General features: G+C 64.8%; 13 protein-coding genes and 1 pseudogene. 3 read left to right on the top strand and 11 right to left on the bottom strand.

Features of this window, described 5'->3' with window-relative positions; genetic code table 11:
• From EWE75_RS09990 to EWE75_RS09980, 3 genes and pseudogenes are all read left to right on the top strand, one after another.
• A pseudogene (locus tag EWE75_RS09990) lies at window positions 1–127 on the top strand (IS630 family transposase); the annotation flags it as partial.
• A gap of 31 nt (window positions 128–158) precedes the next feature.
• The gene (locus EWE75_RS09985; protein WP_231708296.1) at window positions 159–965 is read left to right on the top strand and encodes a GTP-binding protein; all 807 of its coding nucleotides are present in this window, start codon (window positions 159–161) and stop codon (window positions 963–965) included.
• Window positions 965–1,546, top strand: coding sequence for a DUF1826 domain-containing protein (locus EWE75_RS09980; RefSeq protein ID WP_165388335.1), 582 nt, complete (start codon window positions 965–967; stop codon window positions 1,544–1,546). Before EWE75_RS09985 ends, EWE75_RS09980 begins: the two co-directional genes overlap by 1 nt.
• Before the next feature lie 191 nt (window positions 1,547–1,737).
• On the opposite strand, the gene EWE75_RS09975 is transcribed toward EWE75_RS09980, so the two are convergent.
• The 11 genes from EWE75_RS09975 to EWE75_RS09925 form a co-directional block, all read right to left on the bottom strand.
• Entirely contained in the window at window positions 1,738–1,929 is a 192-nt protein-coding gene (locus EWE75_RS09975) for a hypothetical protein (protein ID WP_231708295.1), read from the bottom strand.
• Window positions 1,908–2,438 (bottom strand): hypothetical protein, encoded by a 531-nt coding sequence (locus EWE75_RS09970; protein ID WP_130156966.1) that lies wholly within the window; start codon window positions 2,436–2,438, stop codon window positions 1,908–1,910. The genes EWE75_RS09975 and EWE75_RS09970 overlap by 22 nt, the downstream gene beginning before the upstream one ends.
• Window positions 2,439–2,540: 102 nt before the next feature.
• Window positions 2,541–3,338, bottom strand: coding sequence for a hypothetical protein (locus tag EWE75_RS09965; protein ID WP_130156964.1), 798 nt, complete (start codon window positions 3,336–3,338; stop codon window positions 2,541–2,543).
• A 323-nt stretch (window positions 3,339–3,661) separates the two neighbouring features.
• A complete protein-coding gene (locus EWE75_RS09960) occupies window positions 3,662–5,095 on the bottom strand; it encodes an efflux transporter outer membrane subunit (RefSeq protein ID WP_165388334.1) in 1,434 nt (477 codons plus the stop codon).
• Window positions 5,088–6,245, bottom strand: a complete 1,158-nt coding sequence (locus tag EWE75_RS09955) for an efflux RND transporter periplasmic adaptor subunit (protein ID WP_130156960.1) — start codon at window positions 6,243–6,245, stop codon at window positions 5,088–5,090. Before EWE75_RS09955 ends, EWE75_RS09960 begins: the two co-directional genes overlap by 8 nt.
• Window positions 6,235–9,453, bottom strand: a complete 3,219-nt coding sequence (locus tag EWE75_RS09950; protein ID WP_206364734.1) for an efflux RND transporter permease subunit — start codon at window positions 9,451–9,453, stop codon at window positions 6,235–6,237. Before EWE75_RS09950 ends, EWE75_RS09955 begins: the two co-directional genes overlap by 11 nt.
• 75 nt (window positions 9,454–9,528) lie before the next feature.
• A complete protein-coding gene (locus EWE75_RS09945; RefSeq protein ID WP_130156956.1) occupies window positions 9,529–10,893 on the bottom strand; it encodes a sensor histidine kinase in 1,365 nt (454 codons plus the stop codon).
• Window positions 10,883–11,557, bottom strand: a complete 675-nt coding sequence (locus tag EWE75_RS09940; RefSeq protein WP_130156954.1) for a response regulator transcription factor — start codon at window positions 11,555–11,557, stop codon at window positions 10,883–10,885. Before EWE75_RS09940 ends, EWE75_RS09945 begins: the two co-directional genes overlap by 11 nt.
• A 353-nt stretch (window positions 11,558–11,910) precedes the next feature.
• On the bottom strand, window positions 11,911–12,684 hold the full coding sequence (locus EWE75_RS09935; RefSeq protein WP_130156952.1) for a DUF2889 domain-containing protein: 774 nt from the start codon (window positions 12,682–12,684) through the stop codon (window positions 11,911–11,913).
• 34 nt (window positions 12,685–12,718) lie between these two features.
• A complete protein-coding gene (locus EWE75_RS09930) occupies window positions 12,719–13,507 on the bottom strand; it encodes an enoyl-CoA hydratase/isomerase family protein (protein ID WP_130156950.1) in 789 nt (262 codons plus the stop codon).
• Window positions 13,504–14,574 (bottom strand): phosphotransferase family protein, encoded by a 1,071-nt coding sequence (locus EWE75_RS09925; protein WP_231708294.1) that lies wholly within the window; start codon window positions 14,572–14,574, stop codon window positions 13,504–13,506. The genes EWE75_RS09930 and EWE75_RS09925 overlap by 4 nt, the downstream gene beginning before the upstream one ends.
• Window positions 14,575–14,576 lie beyond the last annotated feature (2 nt).

Here is a 14,576-nt window from a genome sequence, read left to right as displayed (position 1 = left end):
GGCCGCCATCAACCGCTTCATAAAAGAGCATAATCAGGAACCGAAGCCGTTCGTCTGGAAGGCCAATCCCGATCAGATTATCGCAGCCGTCAGGCGCGGGCATCAAACGTTGGAATCAATCCACTAGCCTCGCTCATGTCGCGCGCCTCGATACCATGGTGACGGTCGTCGATGCCGCGAACCTGCTCAAGGATTATAGCAGCCAGGATTTTCTGGCAGATCGCGGTGAATCGCTCGGCGAGGACGACACCCGTAGCCTCGTCTCGCTTCTGGTCGAACAGATCGAGTTCGCCGACGTTGTGATCATCAACAAGGCCGATCTGGTCTCGCCGGAGCATCTCGCAACGGTTCGCAAGCTTGTGGCGGCGCTAAACGCCGACGCGCGGATCTTGGAGGCACGGTTTGGCCGCGTGCCGTTGGAGGCCGTGCTCGACACCGGGCTGTTCGACGACGCGAAGGCCGAGACGCGCCCGCTTTGGGCGAAGGAACTGTATGGCTATGCGCACCATCGACCGGAAAATGAAGAATATGGCGTAGAGAGCTTTGTCTATCGTGCCCGCGCGCCGTTCGATCCGACCAAATTTCATGCATTTTCGTCTTCTGGTTGGGACGGGGTCATTCGCGCCAAAGGGCATTTCTGGCTCGCGACCCGGCCAGATTGGGTTGGCGAACTCGCGCAAGCGGGCGCGCAGACCACGACTGCGGGGCTTGGCCGATGGTGGGCCGCAATTCCGCGGAATCGTTGGCCTGACGGTGATGCGTTCGAGCGCTCGGTGGGCGACAAATGGGATTCGGTGTGGGGAGATCGCCGTCAGGAACTGGTCTTCATTGGCATCGGAATGGACGAAGCCGCGCTTCGTTATCAACTCGATGCTTGCTTGGTCGAGACGACCGCCTTCACTCCTGACATTTGGCAGGGTCGGGACGATCCCTTCCCGCGATGGGGTGTGCAGGAGGCGGCCTGATGAAACTTCTTGATCGCCCCATCGAAGTGAAACCCAGCATCGCTCGTAGCGGCGACGACCCGGCACATCTGGCCGCCATTTACGACCATGAGGTTGCGCTCACGCTATGGTCGAGACCCAACCCGGTAACGGTCCCACGGGAGGATCTGGACGGCTTGGTCGGGTTTAACGTGACGTGCTCCATTGGAGAGGTGCGCCACACGATAAATATCGCGTTGAGCGGCGCAACCGCGCGATCCTGGCATGTGCCGCTCCTCGCGGACATTGTCGATCTCTCCCATCGCTTCGCCGCGCTGATGGAAATCGATGATGTCTCAATTCGGCTTGAAGCGATTTCCGGTAACGCCTGCTGGAAATTCCATTCTGATTATGTCCGAGCACGCCTTCTCACGACGTACGTCGGACCGGGCACCGAGTGGGCGCTTCAAGGGGAAAATGGATTGGATGATGTTCACCGGATTCCCACGGGGCATGTTGGAATTTTCAAGGGACGCGAATGGACACCGGATGGTCTGCTCTTGCACCGTTCCCCGCCGATTGCCGGCACCGGAGACGTACGCCTTCTGTTGGTGATCGATTGATTTAAGGTTTGAGCGGTCCCACTCGATGCCACGTTCACGGCAGTTCTTGATAAGTGCCGCCGTTCAGCCCGCTCCGGGGAAGGCCGCTATGCCCATGCTTCGTAATAGATGACGCACATCGGCGCCGCCGATGCGGCACTCGGTAAGGATCTTCGTTCAGCGGGACGTGACAAGCGGATCGGCCACGAACCCTACTCTCTGGCATATCGTCGGAAATCTCGTGTCGTTCGTTCGTCAGGCAACTCCATCAACTTGCTGATCAATCGACCAATACGCTCGTTCTCCTCGATAGCGGCACCGTCCGACAAATGCGCATAACGTGCCGTCATTTTCACGCTCGAATGCCCCAGCAGTTTGCTGATCATCGGCAGCGTCTCGGACATGGCGGCGGCATGGCTTGCGAAGCTGTGACGAAGATCATGCATGCGGACATGCGCCAGAGCCCGGCGAACCAGTGCGAGACATCCGCAGGCTCAATCTTGTCGAGGAAGCGCCGGGCGAACCCACGTTCGAGGTGCCTGCGATAGTAGATGTTGCGATCGAGCGTCGACGGCTTCCAGCGCGGGGATACGTTGTCCCAGAATTCCGAGAGGAACGCGTCGAAGCGCGGGACTCGACGGGTGCTCATAAGCGTGTCGGCGGGGTTCTCGCCGATCTGGGCGCGCACCAGGACGCGCCGCGCGACATCGAGCGCCTGTGCGCGCGAGATCACGCGCGCATCGCCGATCGTGACGGTTCGGGTGCGAGCGTCCATCCGTGCTTGGACGACATAGATCCGGCGCCCGCTCGCATACCCGCCGGCCACGACATAGCGCAGACCGCTCGCGTTGAGAATGCCGACGGTTGTCAGGAGCAGGCCCTTGCAGGCGTCATTAAGGTCGAGAAAGGCCAAGCGCTTGCCTCCGTGCGGGGTTAGTCAACATAGAGTCTAAAGAAGGGATCCAGCCCGGCGCCAGCCGGAATCCGATGCTTCGTCACCCGCCCAGGATTAAGATTAGCGCCGCCGCTTCCTGATCGTCTTTGCACTGGCGGCGGCTTTCTGAACGACAGTGGCGGTGGCCGCAGGATGCGGAGTCAGCACCCGTCCCGCCGGATAGACAACCTCGCTCTTGTTGGCAGCGCATTTAAACTCGCCGATCCGCCATCTGACGAGGTCCGTTGAGCAAGCGTCGTACATCGATTTTCGCTTCTTCTCGCGCCAGAGCCATGGCTTCGCCTCAAAGTCGGCATTGTTCTTCTCGCCATGCGGTTCGACGAAGAGGGCGCGCTGCGTAGGCGGCTCCGTCTGGGGGGAAGGCTCGTGCCAGCGCGTATCCCAAGACAGAATGACATTTGAGCGGTCCTTGCGCCAGTTTTGATAGTGATAGTGCCAACCCATGCCGTGGCTCTCGCGCGTCAGATAATCCTCACCGTCGTCGATGCTGATGAGGAACAGCGCGACGTCGTCAGGAACGCGCCGTAGGATCGGGACCTTACGCCGCGGCACAAGGAGGCCACGAAGGATCATCCTCTCAAATCCGCGGAAGATTATGGCCTCGCCAAAGGACCAGCGGTCGCGATCGTCCGGCCTAATGTCGGAAAGGTCGGGATCCCAATCGGTCTCGGCGAGCGCCCCTCGCAGTTCCTCGATCATAATTTGAGCCGGACGCCGGTAGCGCTCGTGCACGCCGAATATCCGTAACCAAAGCTCATCTTCGTTATCGGTCACGGGGAAATCTTCGACTTCGATCTCATCGAGCTCGGCTTCAGACGCAAAGGCGATCAGGCGTCGGGCAACATCAACAGGATCCATGAGGGCAATCTTGATGAGAAAGGGAGCGCGATCAATCGATAATCGATATCATGCGGAAGCTAATCTGCAGGATGACCGGCCCACTATAATGTCCGCCTCTGCGGGAAGCCGATTTCCCCTTCAGGCCTGCGAACGAAGGCTTCGTCCGAATTGCCACCTGCCGATATCGACCAAGTTCGGACGTATCACGGCCGGGCTCGCCAACGGCCGCTTCGACCGAAAGCCGTCTTTCGGGCCGACGAGCGCATCATTCGGCTATCGGCGTATCCCAGCGGCGCGCGAAGGACGGCCCAGCAGCCGATGTCGCTTGGGCGCTGATGCGATCATTGGTCGATCGCGGGCGCGAGATGGTCGCCGCTCGTCCATCCCCCGCCCAACGCACGGATCAGGCGAATGCTCGCTTGCAGCCGTCGCGTATCCAAATCCAGCGCGGCACGCCGCGCTTGCAGTGCAGTCGTCTGGGCGGTGAACACCTCCAGATAGGTGACGGCACCCTTGCTGTAGCGGTTGAGCGAGAGTCTTTCGGTCATCGCCGCCTGCCGCACCGCTTCGTCCTGGGCCGTAGCTTCGTCGCCGAGGTGGTGGAGCAACGCGAGATTGTCCTCGACCTGCTGGAACGCGGTCAGGACGGTGGCGCGATAGTCCGCCCCCGCGCTCGCCCAGCGCGCGCGGGCGACGGCGAGTTGGGCGCGCCGGCGGCCGCCGTCGAACAGGGTGAGCAGCGCGCTCGGCCCGATCGACCAGATTTGGTTGGGCGCCGAGAACAGTCCCGGCAGTCCGGTGTTCTGAAAACCGCCGCTCGCGCCGAGCCGGATCGCGGGGAAGAACGCGGCCTTGGCCACGCCGATCCCGGCATTGGCGGCGGCAACGCGGCGTTCGGCGGCGGCGACGTCAGGGCGGCGCTCGATCAGCGTGGCGGGCAGGCCGAGCGGTACGGCGGGGACGTCGAAGTCGGTTGCGACCGGCGCGATGGTGAAGCTGGACGCGGGCGTGCCGACGAGACTGGCGATGGCGTGTTCCGTCAAAGCCCGGGACGCCGCCACGTCGGCGAGCTGCGCGCGCGCTTCGGCGAGTTGCGCGCCCGAGCGGCTCGTCTCTATACCGCTGACGATGCCGCCTTGGAAACGGCGTTGGATCAGGTGGTCGGCCTTGGCGAAGGCGTCGACGGTCTGCGTCAGCAAAACGGCCTGCCGATCATAGCCGCGCAGCGCCATGAAGTCGGTGGCGAGTTCGGCCTGCAAGCTCAGCCGGATCGCGGCGAGATCGTCGCCCGAGGCCTGCACCTCCGCCTTGCCCGCCGCGACGCTGTTGCGCACCCGCCCCCACAGATCGAGCTCATAGCCCAGGCTCGCCTCGACCGTGTCGGCGCTGTAGATGTCGGGCTGGTTCGCACCCCGCAAGGGGCGATTGTCGGACTGGCGATTGCGGGTGATGCCGGCATCCACGCCTACCTGCGGCAGCAGCGCGGCGCGGCTCTGGCCGAGATAGCCGCGCGCAGCGTCATATCGGGCGAGCGCGCCAGCATAGCTCGGGTTGTCGGTTGCGATCTTGCGTTCGAGCGCGTCGAGCGTCGGGTCGCTGAACACCGCCCACCAGTCGCCGCGTGGCGCGGTGTCGGCCGGGGTGGCGGGCTGCCAGGGTCCGGCTTCCTTGAACGCCGTGACGGTCGGCATGACCGGCGGATGATAGGCCGGCGCGAACGAGCAGCCGGCGGTGGTGACCAGCAGCGCCATCGCAGCCCATGCGCGCTTAGCCATGCGTGGCATCCTCGACACGCACCAACTCGCCATCCGCAAGCGAATCCGGCGGATTGTCGACAATCTTCTGTGCCGCCGACAGGCCCGACGTCACTTCGACCGTCTGCCCGAGGTCGCGACCGACCGTGATGGGTCGCAGGTGGATGTGTCGATCCGCGCTCACGGTCGCGATCTGCGTGCCTTGTGCGCGGAAGATCAGCGCGCTCGACGGAATCTGCACCGTCCCGCCTTGCCCGCGCACATCGAAGCGGACTTGCGCGTAGCCACCGGGCTTGAGCGCGCCATCGGGATTGTCGGCGATCAACTGGACCTGAAAGGTGCCGGTCTGCTGGTTGATCGCGCCCGAATTACCAATCACGCGCGCGCTGAAACTGCGCGCGGGGTAATCTGGTGTCGTGAGAGTGGCGCTCAGCCCGGGCGTCATCCCGGCGGAATACTTCTGCGGCACGTTGACATAGATACGGATCTTGCGCGTGTCGGCGACCGAGAACATCGGTTGCTGCACCGACGCGCCGGGGCCGACCAGATCGCCGATGTCGGCGTTGCGCGTGGTCACTGTGCCCGCGAACGGCGCGCGCACCGTCGAGAACGCCTTTTGCGCGAGCAGCCGGCCAAGATCGGCACGCGCGGCCTGTACCGCCGCGTTGCGGACGGCAAGGTCGCCGTTCTTCTCGTCGGCCTCCTGCCTGGACACCGAATTATCGGTGAGCAGGTCGTTCCAGCGCGCCGCCGTACTGCGCGCGAGGCTGGCATGCGCCTGCGCGCTGACCAGGGCGGCGCGGGCCGAGACGATCTGCTGGTCGAGTTCGGGCGTGTCGATCTTGCCGAGCGGCGTTCCCGCGCCGACGACCGCGCCGATATCCTTGTACCATGCGCTGACATAGCCGCCGACGCGCGCGTACAGCTTGGCGGCGTTCCACGCCTGCATCGTGCCGGGCAGCGTCAGCGCGTCGTTCGTCGACGATCCTTTGGCGGCGACGAGATGGACGGTCGGCACCGAGCGCGCGTCCGACCAGCTCTGCGCCTCCTTCGTGTCGCCGCGGCGCACCAGCGCGCCTGCGGCGACGATGCTGACCGCCGCCACCATGGCGACGATACCGGCGGTTTTGAGGCCTTTGGGGGCGGGGGCCTGAACGGGTTCAGCCTGCATGAGCGAGAGTTCCGGTTGCAAGAGGATCGGAAGCGGCGCGCCGCTGTTTGCGGTGCGCGATCGAGAAGACGACGGGGACGAAGACGAGCGTGGCGAGCGTCGCGCAGATCAGCCCGCCGATCACGGCGCGACCGAGCGGCGCGTTCTGCTCGCCGCCTTCGCCCAAACCCAGCGCCATCGGCGCCATGCCGATGATCATGGCGAGCGCGGTCATCAGCACCGGGCGGAAGCGCGTTGCACCCGCCTCGGCGGCGGCGAGGAGCGCATCGCCGGTGGCGGCGAGCCGCTCGCGCGCGAAGCTCACCACCAGCACCGAGTTCGCGGTCGCCACGCCCATGCACATGATCGCGCCGGTCAGCGCCGGCACCGAGAGCGGGGTGTGCGTCGCGAACAGCATCCACACGATCCCGGCGAGCGCCGCCGGTAGCGCCGAGATGATGACGGTCGGATCGATCCAGCTCTGGAAGTTGACGACGATCAGCAGGTAGATCAGCACGATCGCGCCGATCAGGCCGAAGATCAGCCCCGAAAACGCGGTGTTCATCGTCTCGACCTGCCCGCGCAGCTTGACGCTCGACCCCTTGGGAAGCGTACCCGTGGCATCGTCGAGCACCTTCTGGATATCGCCCGCCACCGCGCCGAGATCGCGGCCCTGTGTGGTCGCGTAGACGTCGTAGGAGGGCTGCACCGCGTAGTGCGTCACCACCGCTGGCGATGGCTCGCGGTGGAGCGTGCCTAGCGCACCGAGGATCTGGTAGGTGCCGCCCGATCCGGTGACCGGCAGGTTCTGGAGCGCCGACAGCGAATCCGTGCGGTATTGCGGGGTCTGCACGACGATCGGATAGGACACGCCGTTCTTCGGGTTGAGCCAGAAGGCGGGCGCGACCTGGAAGCTGCCGGCGAGATTGACCGCCATGCTGCGCGTCACGTCGTTCTCGGTGATGCCGACCCGATCTGCCTGCGCGCGATCCACGTCGAAGCCGAGTTCGGGATACGCCTCGGTCTGCTGGACGCGCACGTCGGCGATGCCGGCGATATGCTGCATCTTCTCGGCCAGCGCCTGCGCATAGGCCTTGCTGCCCTTGATGTCGCTGCCGGTCACCATCACGTCGATCGGCGCGGGGGCGCCGAAGTTGAGGATCTGGCTGATGATGTCGGCCGGCAGGAACGAGAAGACCGAGCCGGGGAACGCATCGGGCAGCGCCTTGCGAAGCGCGTGAACATAGCCGGCGGTGGGCTTGTGGTCTTTCGATAGTGTAATGAGGATGTCGCCGTCCTGCGGGCCGACTCCGCCGGTGTTCGAATAGGCACGATTGATGCCTGATACCGGCATGCCGATGTTGTCGACGATCGATGCCAGTTCGTCCGGCGGAATGACCGAGCGGATGCGGTCCTCGACATGATCGAACATCGCTGCGGTCTCCTCGATGCGCGTACCGATCGGCGCGCGGACGTGGAGGTTGATCTGGCCTGCGTCGATAGTCGGGAAGAAGTTGCGCCCCAGCATCGGCACCAGCGCGAACGAGATCAGGACGACCGCCATGAAGGCGGGCACGAACACGCGCCGCCGGGCGAGCGCGAAATCGAGCAGCGTGACGTAATAGCCGCGCACCGCCTCGAACCGACGTTCGAACCCGCTCTGGAAGCGTCGGAACACGTTGCGGCTCTTGGGCCGACCAGACATCGCGTCGTGGCTCACCATCACCTCAGACGTGTGCTCGGTTGCGTGCTGGCGCAGCAGGTAATTGCCCATCGTCGGGACCAGCGTGCGCGACAGCACGAACGAGGCAATCATCGCGAACACCACCGCCATCGCCATCGGCGCGAACAGGAAACCGGCGACGCCGGGCAGGAAGAACATCGGTAGGAAGGCGATGCAAATGCACAGCAGCGAGACGAACGCCGGCCCGACGATCTGCTCGGCGCCGTCGAGGATCGCGGCGCGAACGGGCTTGCCCTGTTCGAGATGCCAGTTGATGTTCTCGATCGTCACGGTCGCGTCATCGACGAGGATGCCGACTGCGAGCGCCAGCCCGCCCAGCGTCATGATGTTGAGCGTCTGCCCCGCCATCGCCAGCCCGGCGACGGCAGCAAGAATGGCCAGCGGGATCGAGGCGGCGATGATGACGGTCGAACGCCAAGACCCCAAGAACAGCAGGATCATCAGCGAGGTGAGCGCGGCGGCGATCACGCCTTCCTTGATGACGCCCGATACCGCCGCCTTCACGAACAGCGACTGGTCCGACAGCGGCTGCACCTTGAGCGACGGCGGCAGAGTCTCGCGGATCTTGGGCAGCAACGCCTTGGCCTGATCGACGATCGCGATGGTCGACGCCGCGCCCGACTTCAGCACGGTCATCAGCACCGCGCGGCCACCGTCGACGCGGACGACGTTGCGCTGCGGCGGCGATCCATCGCGGACATGCGCCACGTCGCGCATCGTCACGGTTGCGCCATCGACGGTCTTGATCGGCAGGTCGTTGAGCTGCTCGACCACCTCGGGCGAGTTGTTGAGGCGGACGTTATATTCGTACTGGCCGATCTTGGTGGTGCCCGCCGGGACGATCTGGTTCTGCGCCGCCAGCGCCGCACCGACATCGCTCGCCGACAAATGCCGGGCCTGAAGTGCGCCGGGATCGAGATCGATCTGGATCTGGCGCTCCTTGCCGCCATAAGGCGACGGAATCGCCGCCCCCTGCACCGACGCGAGCGCAGGCCGGATGAAATTCTGGCCGAGATCGTAGATCTTCTGTTCGGACAGATCCTTGGCCGACAGCGCGAGCTGGAGGATCGGCACGGTCGAGGCGTTGTAGTTGAGGATTTGCGGCGGGGTGATGCCCGGTGGCATCTGCTTGAGCACGGTCTGCGATGCGGCTGTCACTTGCGCCGAGGCGGTGCGGATATCGACGCCGGGCTGGAAGAAGATCTTCACGATGCCGACCCCGTTGAGCGACTGGCTCTCGATATGATCGATGTCGTTGACCGTGCTCGAAAGCTGGCGTTCGTAATAATAGACGACACGGCCGGCCATGTCCTCAGGCGGGAGGCCGCGATAGGTCCACACCACCGCGATCACTGGGATCTTGATGTTGGGGAAGATATCGGTCGGCGTGCGGACCCAGGCGATCGAGCCGGACAGCACGATCAGAATGGCGAGGACGACGAACGTATAGGGCTTGCTGAGCGCAAGTTTGACGAGTTGCAGCACGGATCGCCCGCCTCTTTCCAAGGAACGAGGCGCTCCATCTAAAGCCGCTGCACCGCAGCGCACCTTAAATGAATTTCACCTCGCGGGCGTGATCGGGCAGCGGATTCGCACGGTGAGGCCCGGCGCTCCGTCGCCGAGTTCGAGATCGAAGCCGTGCAGGTGAACGATCGCCGCGACGACGCTGAGGCCGAGCCCGGTGCCGGGAATGCCCGTCGCTTCGGTGCCCCGATAGAAGCGCCGCAGCGCCGCCTGCCGCTCCCCGGCGGCCAGGCCCGGCCCGTTGTCGCGCACCACGATGGTGACGAACCCGTCGTCGATTTCGGTGGAGAGCCAGACGTCGCCACCGACGCCGGTGAACTTGATCGCATTGTCCAGCAGATTGCTGACCGCCTCGAAAAGCAGCTTGGAATCGCAGGTGATCGTCGCATCCGGCGCGGCGGCGTGGTTGAGCCGCACGCCCGCGTCTTCGGCGAGCGGCTCGTACAGATCATATGCGGCCGCGAGCATCGGTGCGACGGGCACGACCGCGAACCCGGCATGGCGACCCCGCGCCTCGAGTTCGGAAATCCGCAGCAGGGCCGCGAATCGCTCCAGCACCAGATCGAGATCGGCCGTTGCCGCCTCGGCAAGCCGAACGATCCGTGGGTCGGTGTCCGCAAGCGTGATCGCGCGCTGCAACTGTCCGCGAACGTGCGCCAGCGGCGTGCGCAGATCGTGTGCGATGGCATCGGTGACGCCCTTCACCTGCGCGACCACGCGCTCGACCTCTTCGATCATCGCGTTGACGGTGCCGGCGAACAGATCGAGTTCATCGCCACGCTTGCTGATCGGCATGCGCCGGTCGAGGCGGCCGCCGGCGATCTCGCGGCTGGCCGCTTGCAGATCGCGCACACGGCGCAGCGGCGCGAGGCTCAGGACGAACCCGACGCCGAACACCAGCACCACCATCGCCGCGCCGCTGGCGAGGAGCAGGGCGAGCATCCGGTGCCGCAGATCGACGATCGGCGCGATATCGCGCCCGATCAAGATGGTCTCTCCGGTCGTCGCGCGGATCGCCAGCACGCGCAGCGGGCCGTGCGCGCCGGGTTTCTCGCGGATGTTGGTCGGGCGATTGAAACCGAGATCGGTCGAGACGCGCAGATTGCCGGCGATATGCGTGCCGTCATGCGATTGCAGGCCGAACAGGGTCAGGCCGCTGGCGTTATGGCGGATTTCGGTGATGATCCGGTCGGGCAGCGCCTCTGCCGATACCGCCTGCAAGCGGGCCGCCTCGCGTTGCAGGATGCGATCGCTGCGCGCGGTCAGTTCGTGCGCGGACAGCGCGTAGATCAGGCCGAGCAGGGCCGCCACCCCGAGCGCGAACACTACGCCGAGCAATGCGGTGAGCCGGAACGTGCTCGTCTTGCGGATCTCGCGCAGGCGCAACCGTTCAAACGGCATCGAACCGATAGCCTTCGCCCTTAACGGTGGTGATGACCGAGGCAGCGCCCGGCCGGTCGAGCTTCTTGCGCAGCCGCGCGATATGCACGTTAATGAGGTTGGCACCCGGATCGAAATAATAGCCCCAGACCTGTTCGAAGATGATCCGGCGGCTCAGCGTGTCGCCCGCGTGGCGCAGGAAGAATTCAAGCAGCCGGAACTCCATGTGCAACAGCCGCACCGGCATGCCGTCGACCGTCGCCTGTCGCCGGATCAGGTCGAGCGCGATGCCGCCGGAGTGTAGCACGGTGTCCGTCGACTCCTGCCGCCGGCGCAGCAGCACTTCGACTCGCATCGCCATCTCATCGGGCACGAACGGCTTCACCAGGTAATCGTCCCCGCCGGCGCGTAGGCCGGCGATCCGTTCATCGACATCGCTGAGCGCGCTGATCATGAGCACCGGCAACATGAGCCGTCGCTCGCGAAGCGACGCGACCAGGGCGAGACCGTCGAGACCGGGCAGCATGCGGTCGAGCGTCGCCAGATCGAACGGTTCGCACAGCAGATGTTCGAGCGCGCGTTGACCGTCGGTGATATGAACGACCTCGTGCCCATGAGATCGCAAGGTGCCGGTGATCTCGCCAGCGGTATCGTGATCGTCCTCGATGACGAGAATACGAGCCATAAACCTTCCTTCGCGCCGGCGACGCTTGTTACGGATCTCTGCACGTCAGCGCCTGGATCGACGGGATTGCCATTGCGGCACTTCGAACCTCAAGACAATCAAGCCATCGCATGCTCTGCTTGCTGTTCTGACGCCCGCATCTCAACCTGCCTGCGAGAGTTGAGGGAGAGTGTGGCGGTTTATAACGCGCCATCCGTCTGGACGACGATGGCCTTCCCGATCAACCATCATTCTGAAACGGCGTCGCGGCTGCTTCCGACCAGAGCCGGACGTTCGCTTAATCTTCGGTGACTATCCGGTTCCGCTGGAAGCTGCCGTTCGCACACGTCAGGGGCGACGATCAGCAACACGCTTCAGAACGGCGGAACGTTTTTCTCCGGCTCGCCGGTGAAGACGGCAGTCTTGATGTTGGGCATGCTATAGGCGTAGCACCGGCCGAACATCTGCGGGTTGAGCGACGCGGGTTGGCCTGCTGCGTCGGCGACACGGTAGCGCCGGCCGATCGCGATGAGCCAGGTGCGCGCAAGGATCGTCGCGGCTTCGAAATCGTCCGCGTCGAACATGTCGCTCGCCCAGACCGCGAAGCCCCCCTCCAACGTGCGGTCCCATAGCACGCTGGGCGAAAGGATGCGGCCATCGCGAACCCGCCAGCGGTGAACTTGCACACCGTTCCGGCGGAGCTCCACAGTGGTTTCGCCCGCCGTCTCATCCGGAACCGTGGCGTCGTAGATGATGGTGTCGCGCGGCGCGCCACAGTGACGAAGGGCGATCACCGCCAGATCAAGGAGATGGGTGCAGTGGCTGGCCGCGAGTGCACCGCGGTAGAATTCGCGAGCCGGCGTCCCGATCGGCACGCCCATCAATGTTCGAAGGTGCCCGACCGCGCCGGGGCATACGCTCGTCGGTATCCTGATGGTCGCGCCATCGATCGCTGTGACGGTCTCACCATCGTGATGCACCACGCACCGCATCTCGTGGAAATTGTCAGTCAGATACGCCGTAACCTGTCCGTCCGTCGCTTCAATCGTGACACGCCGGTAGCAAGCACCGGAGCCGTAGTCGGGATTGACTGGATAATTGAGCGTCTTGGGTCTCATGCGCTGTAAAACCCAAGCGTGGACGGCCATGCCGACAGCTCTGCTTTGTAGGCACGGTCTCCTATCACGTCGCTGTGAAATCTGCCGGGCGCTTGGCGACAAAGGCGTTCACGCCCTCTTTCCCCTCGGAACCGGCTGCGGCGGATGCGATCGACCGCGCCTCGACGGCGAGATGCGTCGCGAGATCGCGCTCGCTGGAGGCGAGTAGAAGGCTCCGGCACCGGCCTATCGCGCGGGTAGGGCCGTTCGCGAGCGCGACCGCGACCTCACGCGCCGTCGCGGCGAGATCCTCGTCGGTAGCCACCCGCGTGATGAGCCCGATAGCGGCCGCTTCCCGGGCGTCGACGCGTCGGTTGGTCAGCACGATCTCCTGCGCGCGGCGAAGGCCGACCAGCCGGGGCAACCACCAAGACGCGCCACCGTCCGGAGTAAGGCCGATCGCGCTGTACGCCGAAGTGAAATGCGCGGACGCGGCGGCGATCGCGACGTCGCCGAGGATCGCGAGGCTCAGGCCGGCACCGGCGGCGGGGCCGTTGATCGCTGTGACGAGCGGCTTCTCCATCGTGGCGAGCCGGTGAACGCCAGCGTGAAAGCTCTGCGCCAGATCGAGGACGATCGCCTCGACATCGCCGCCCGCTTGCGAAAAAACATCGACGTCGCCGCCGACGGAGAAGAAGCGGCCGCTGCCGGTCAGGACGACGCAGCGTACTGCCGGGTCATCCGCGCATCGATCCGCTACGACTTGGAGTGCCCGCGCCATCTCCGGCCCGATCGCGTTGCGCCGTTCCGGCCGCGCCAGAGTCAGCCAGGCAACGCCGTCGCGCAGTTCGAACGCGATCGCGTCGTCGCTCATTTTGCGCCCGCCCGTTGTGCCTGTGCCCAGGCGAGAGCCATGAGCTCGGGCAGAACCGCAATTCGCGCCTTCGCCTCCTGCGAGGCCGCGTTGCCGCGGATCACCCGTCCCTTGATGCCGTGGAAGATGGCGGCGAGACGGAAGAAATTGAACGCCATGTAGAAATCATACTCGGGCATGACGGCTTGACCCCGCCGCCGATTGTAAGCCGCAAGATAGTCCTGCTCGCTCGGGATGCCCAGCGCGGCAAGGTCAGCTCCGACGAGCCCTGCCACGATGTGCGGCGGCATGCGGTACATCATTGCATGATAAGCGAAATCCGCGCCGGGGTGGCCCAGCGTCGACAATTCCCAGTCGAGCACCGCCAGAACGCGTGGTTCGGTGGGATGGAAGATCATATTGTCGATGCGGAAGTCACCGTGGACGATGCTGGTCTCGTCGTTCGCGGGAATGTTGGCGGGCAGCCATTCGACGAGCCGGTCCATGTTGGCATCACGACCGGCGTCCGCGTCGTCCAGATATTGCTTCGACCAGCGCCCGATCTGACGCTCGAAGTAATTGCCCGGCCGGCCGTAATCACCGAGACCGACGCTTTCATAGTCCACGCTATGAAGCTGCGCGATCGTTGCGTTCATGGCGTCGTACAGCGCGGCGCGTCCGGCATTGGCGAGGCCGGGCAGCGTCGCGTCCCAGACGATACGGCCCTCGACCATGTCCATGACGTAGAAGATCGTGCCGAGCACCGCCGGATCGGTGCAGACGCCGCACAGTCTCGCGACCGGAAATCCCGCCTCGGCGAGACCGGCGATAACCCGTGCTTCCCGATCGACCGCATGCGCGCCCTTGAGCAACTGCCCCGGCGGCTGCTTGCGCAGCACATAGCTTTTGGCGGGAGTGACCAGCCGGTAAGTCGGGTTGGACTGGCCGCCCTTGAACTGTTCGATCGTAAGCGGACCGGCATAGCCTTCGACCGTCTCGCGCATCCATGTGTCGAGCGCGTGAGCGTCGAGGGCATAGCCCGCGCGAACCGCCGTCGTGCCGGTGTTCGACGTGGCGGAAATGGTCACGG

The sequence above is a fragment of the Sphingomonas populi genome (assembly GCF_004208535.1).
Taxonomy (GTDB): domain Bacteria; phylum Pseudomonadota; class Alphaproteobacteria; order Sphingomonadales; family Sphingomonadaceae; genus Sphingomonas; species Sphingomonas populi.
This window is presented reverse-complemented; position numbering and strand designations above follow the sequence as displayed.

Bases quoted from the DNA above. Each gene is read 5' to 3' on its own strand.
- EWE75_RS09980 (WP_165388335.1), top strand. From the start codon at position 965: ATGAAACTTCTTGATCGCCCCATCGAAGTGAAACCCAGCATCGCTCGT.
- EWE75_RS09975 (WP_231708295.1), bottom strand. From the start codon at position 1,929: ATGTCCGAGACGCTGCCGATGATCAGCAAACTGCTGGGGCATTCGAGC.
- EWE75_RS09965 (WP_130156964.1), bottom strand. From the start codon at position 3,338: ATGGATCCTGTTGATGTTGCCCGACGCCTGATCGCCTTTGCGTCTGAA.
- EWE75_RS09960 (WP_165388334.1), bottom strand. From the start codon at position 5,095: ATGGCTAAGCGCGCATGGGCTGCGATGGCGCTGCTGGTCACCACCGCC.
- EWE75_RS09955 (WP_130156960.1), bottom strand. From the start codon at position 6,245: ATGCAGGCTGAACCCGTTCAGGCCCCCGCCCCCAAAGGCCTCAAAACC.
- EWE75_RS09945 (WP_130156956.1), bottom strand. From the start codon at position 10,893: ATGCCGTTTGAACGGTTGCGCCTGCGCGAGATCCGCAAGACGAGCACG.
- EWE75_RS09940 (WP_130156954.1), bottom strand. From the start codon at position 11,557: ATGGCTCGTATTCTCGTCATCGAGGACGATCACGATACCGCTGGCGAG.
- EWE75_RS09935 (WP_130156952.1), bottom strand. From the start codon at position 12,684: ATGGCCGTCCACGCTTGGGTTTTACAGCGCATGAGACCCAAGACGCTC.
- EWE75_RS09930 (WP_130156950.1), bottom strand. From the start codon at position 13,507: ATGAGCGACGACGCGATCGCGTTCGAACTGCGCGACGGCGTTGCCTGG.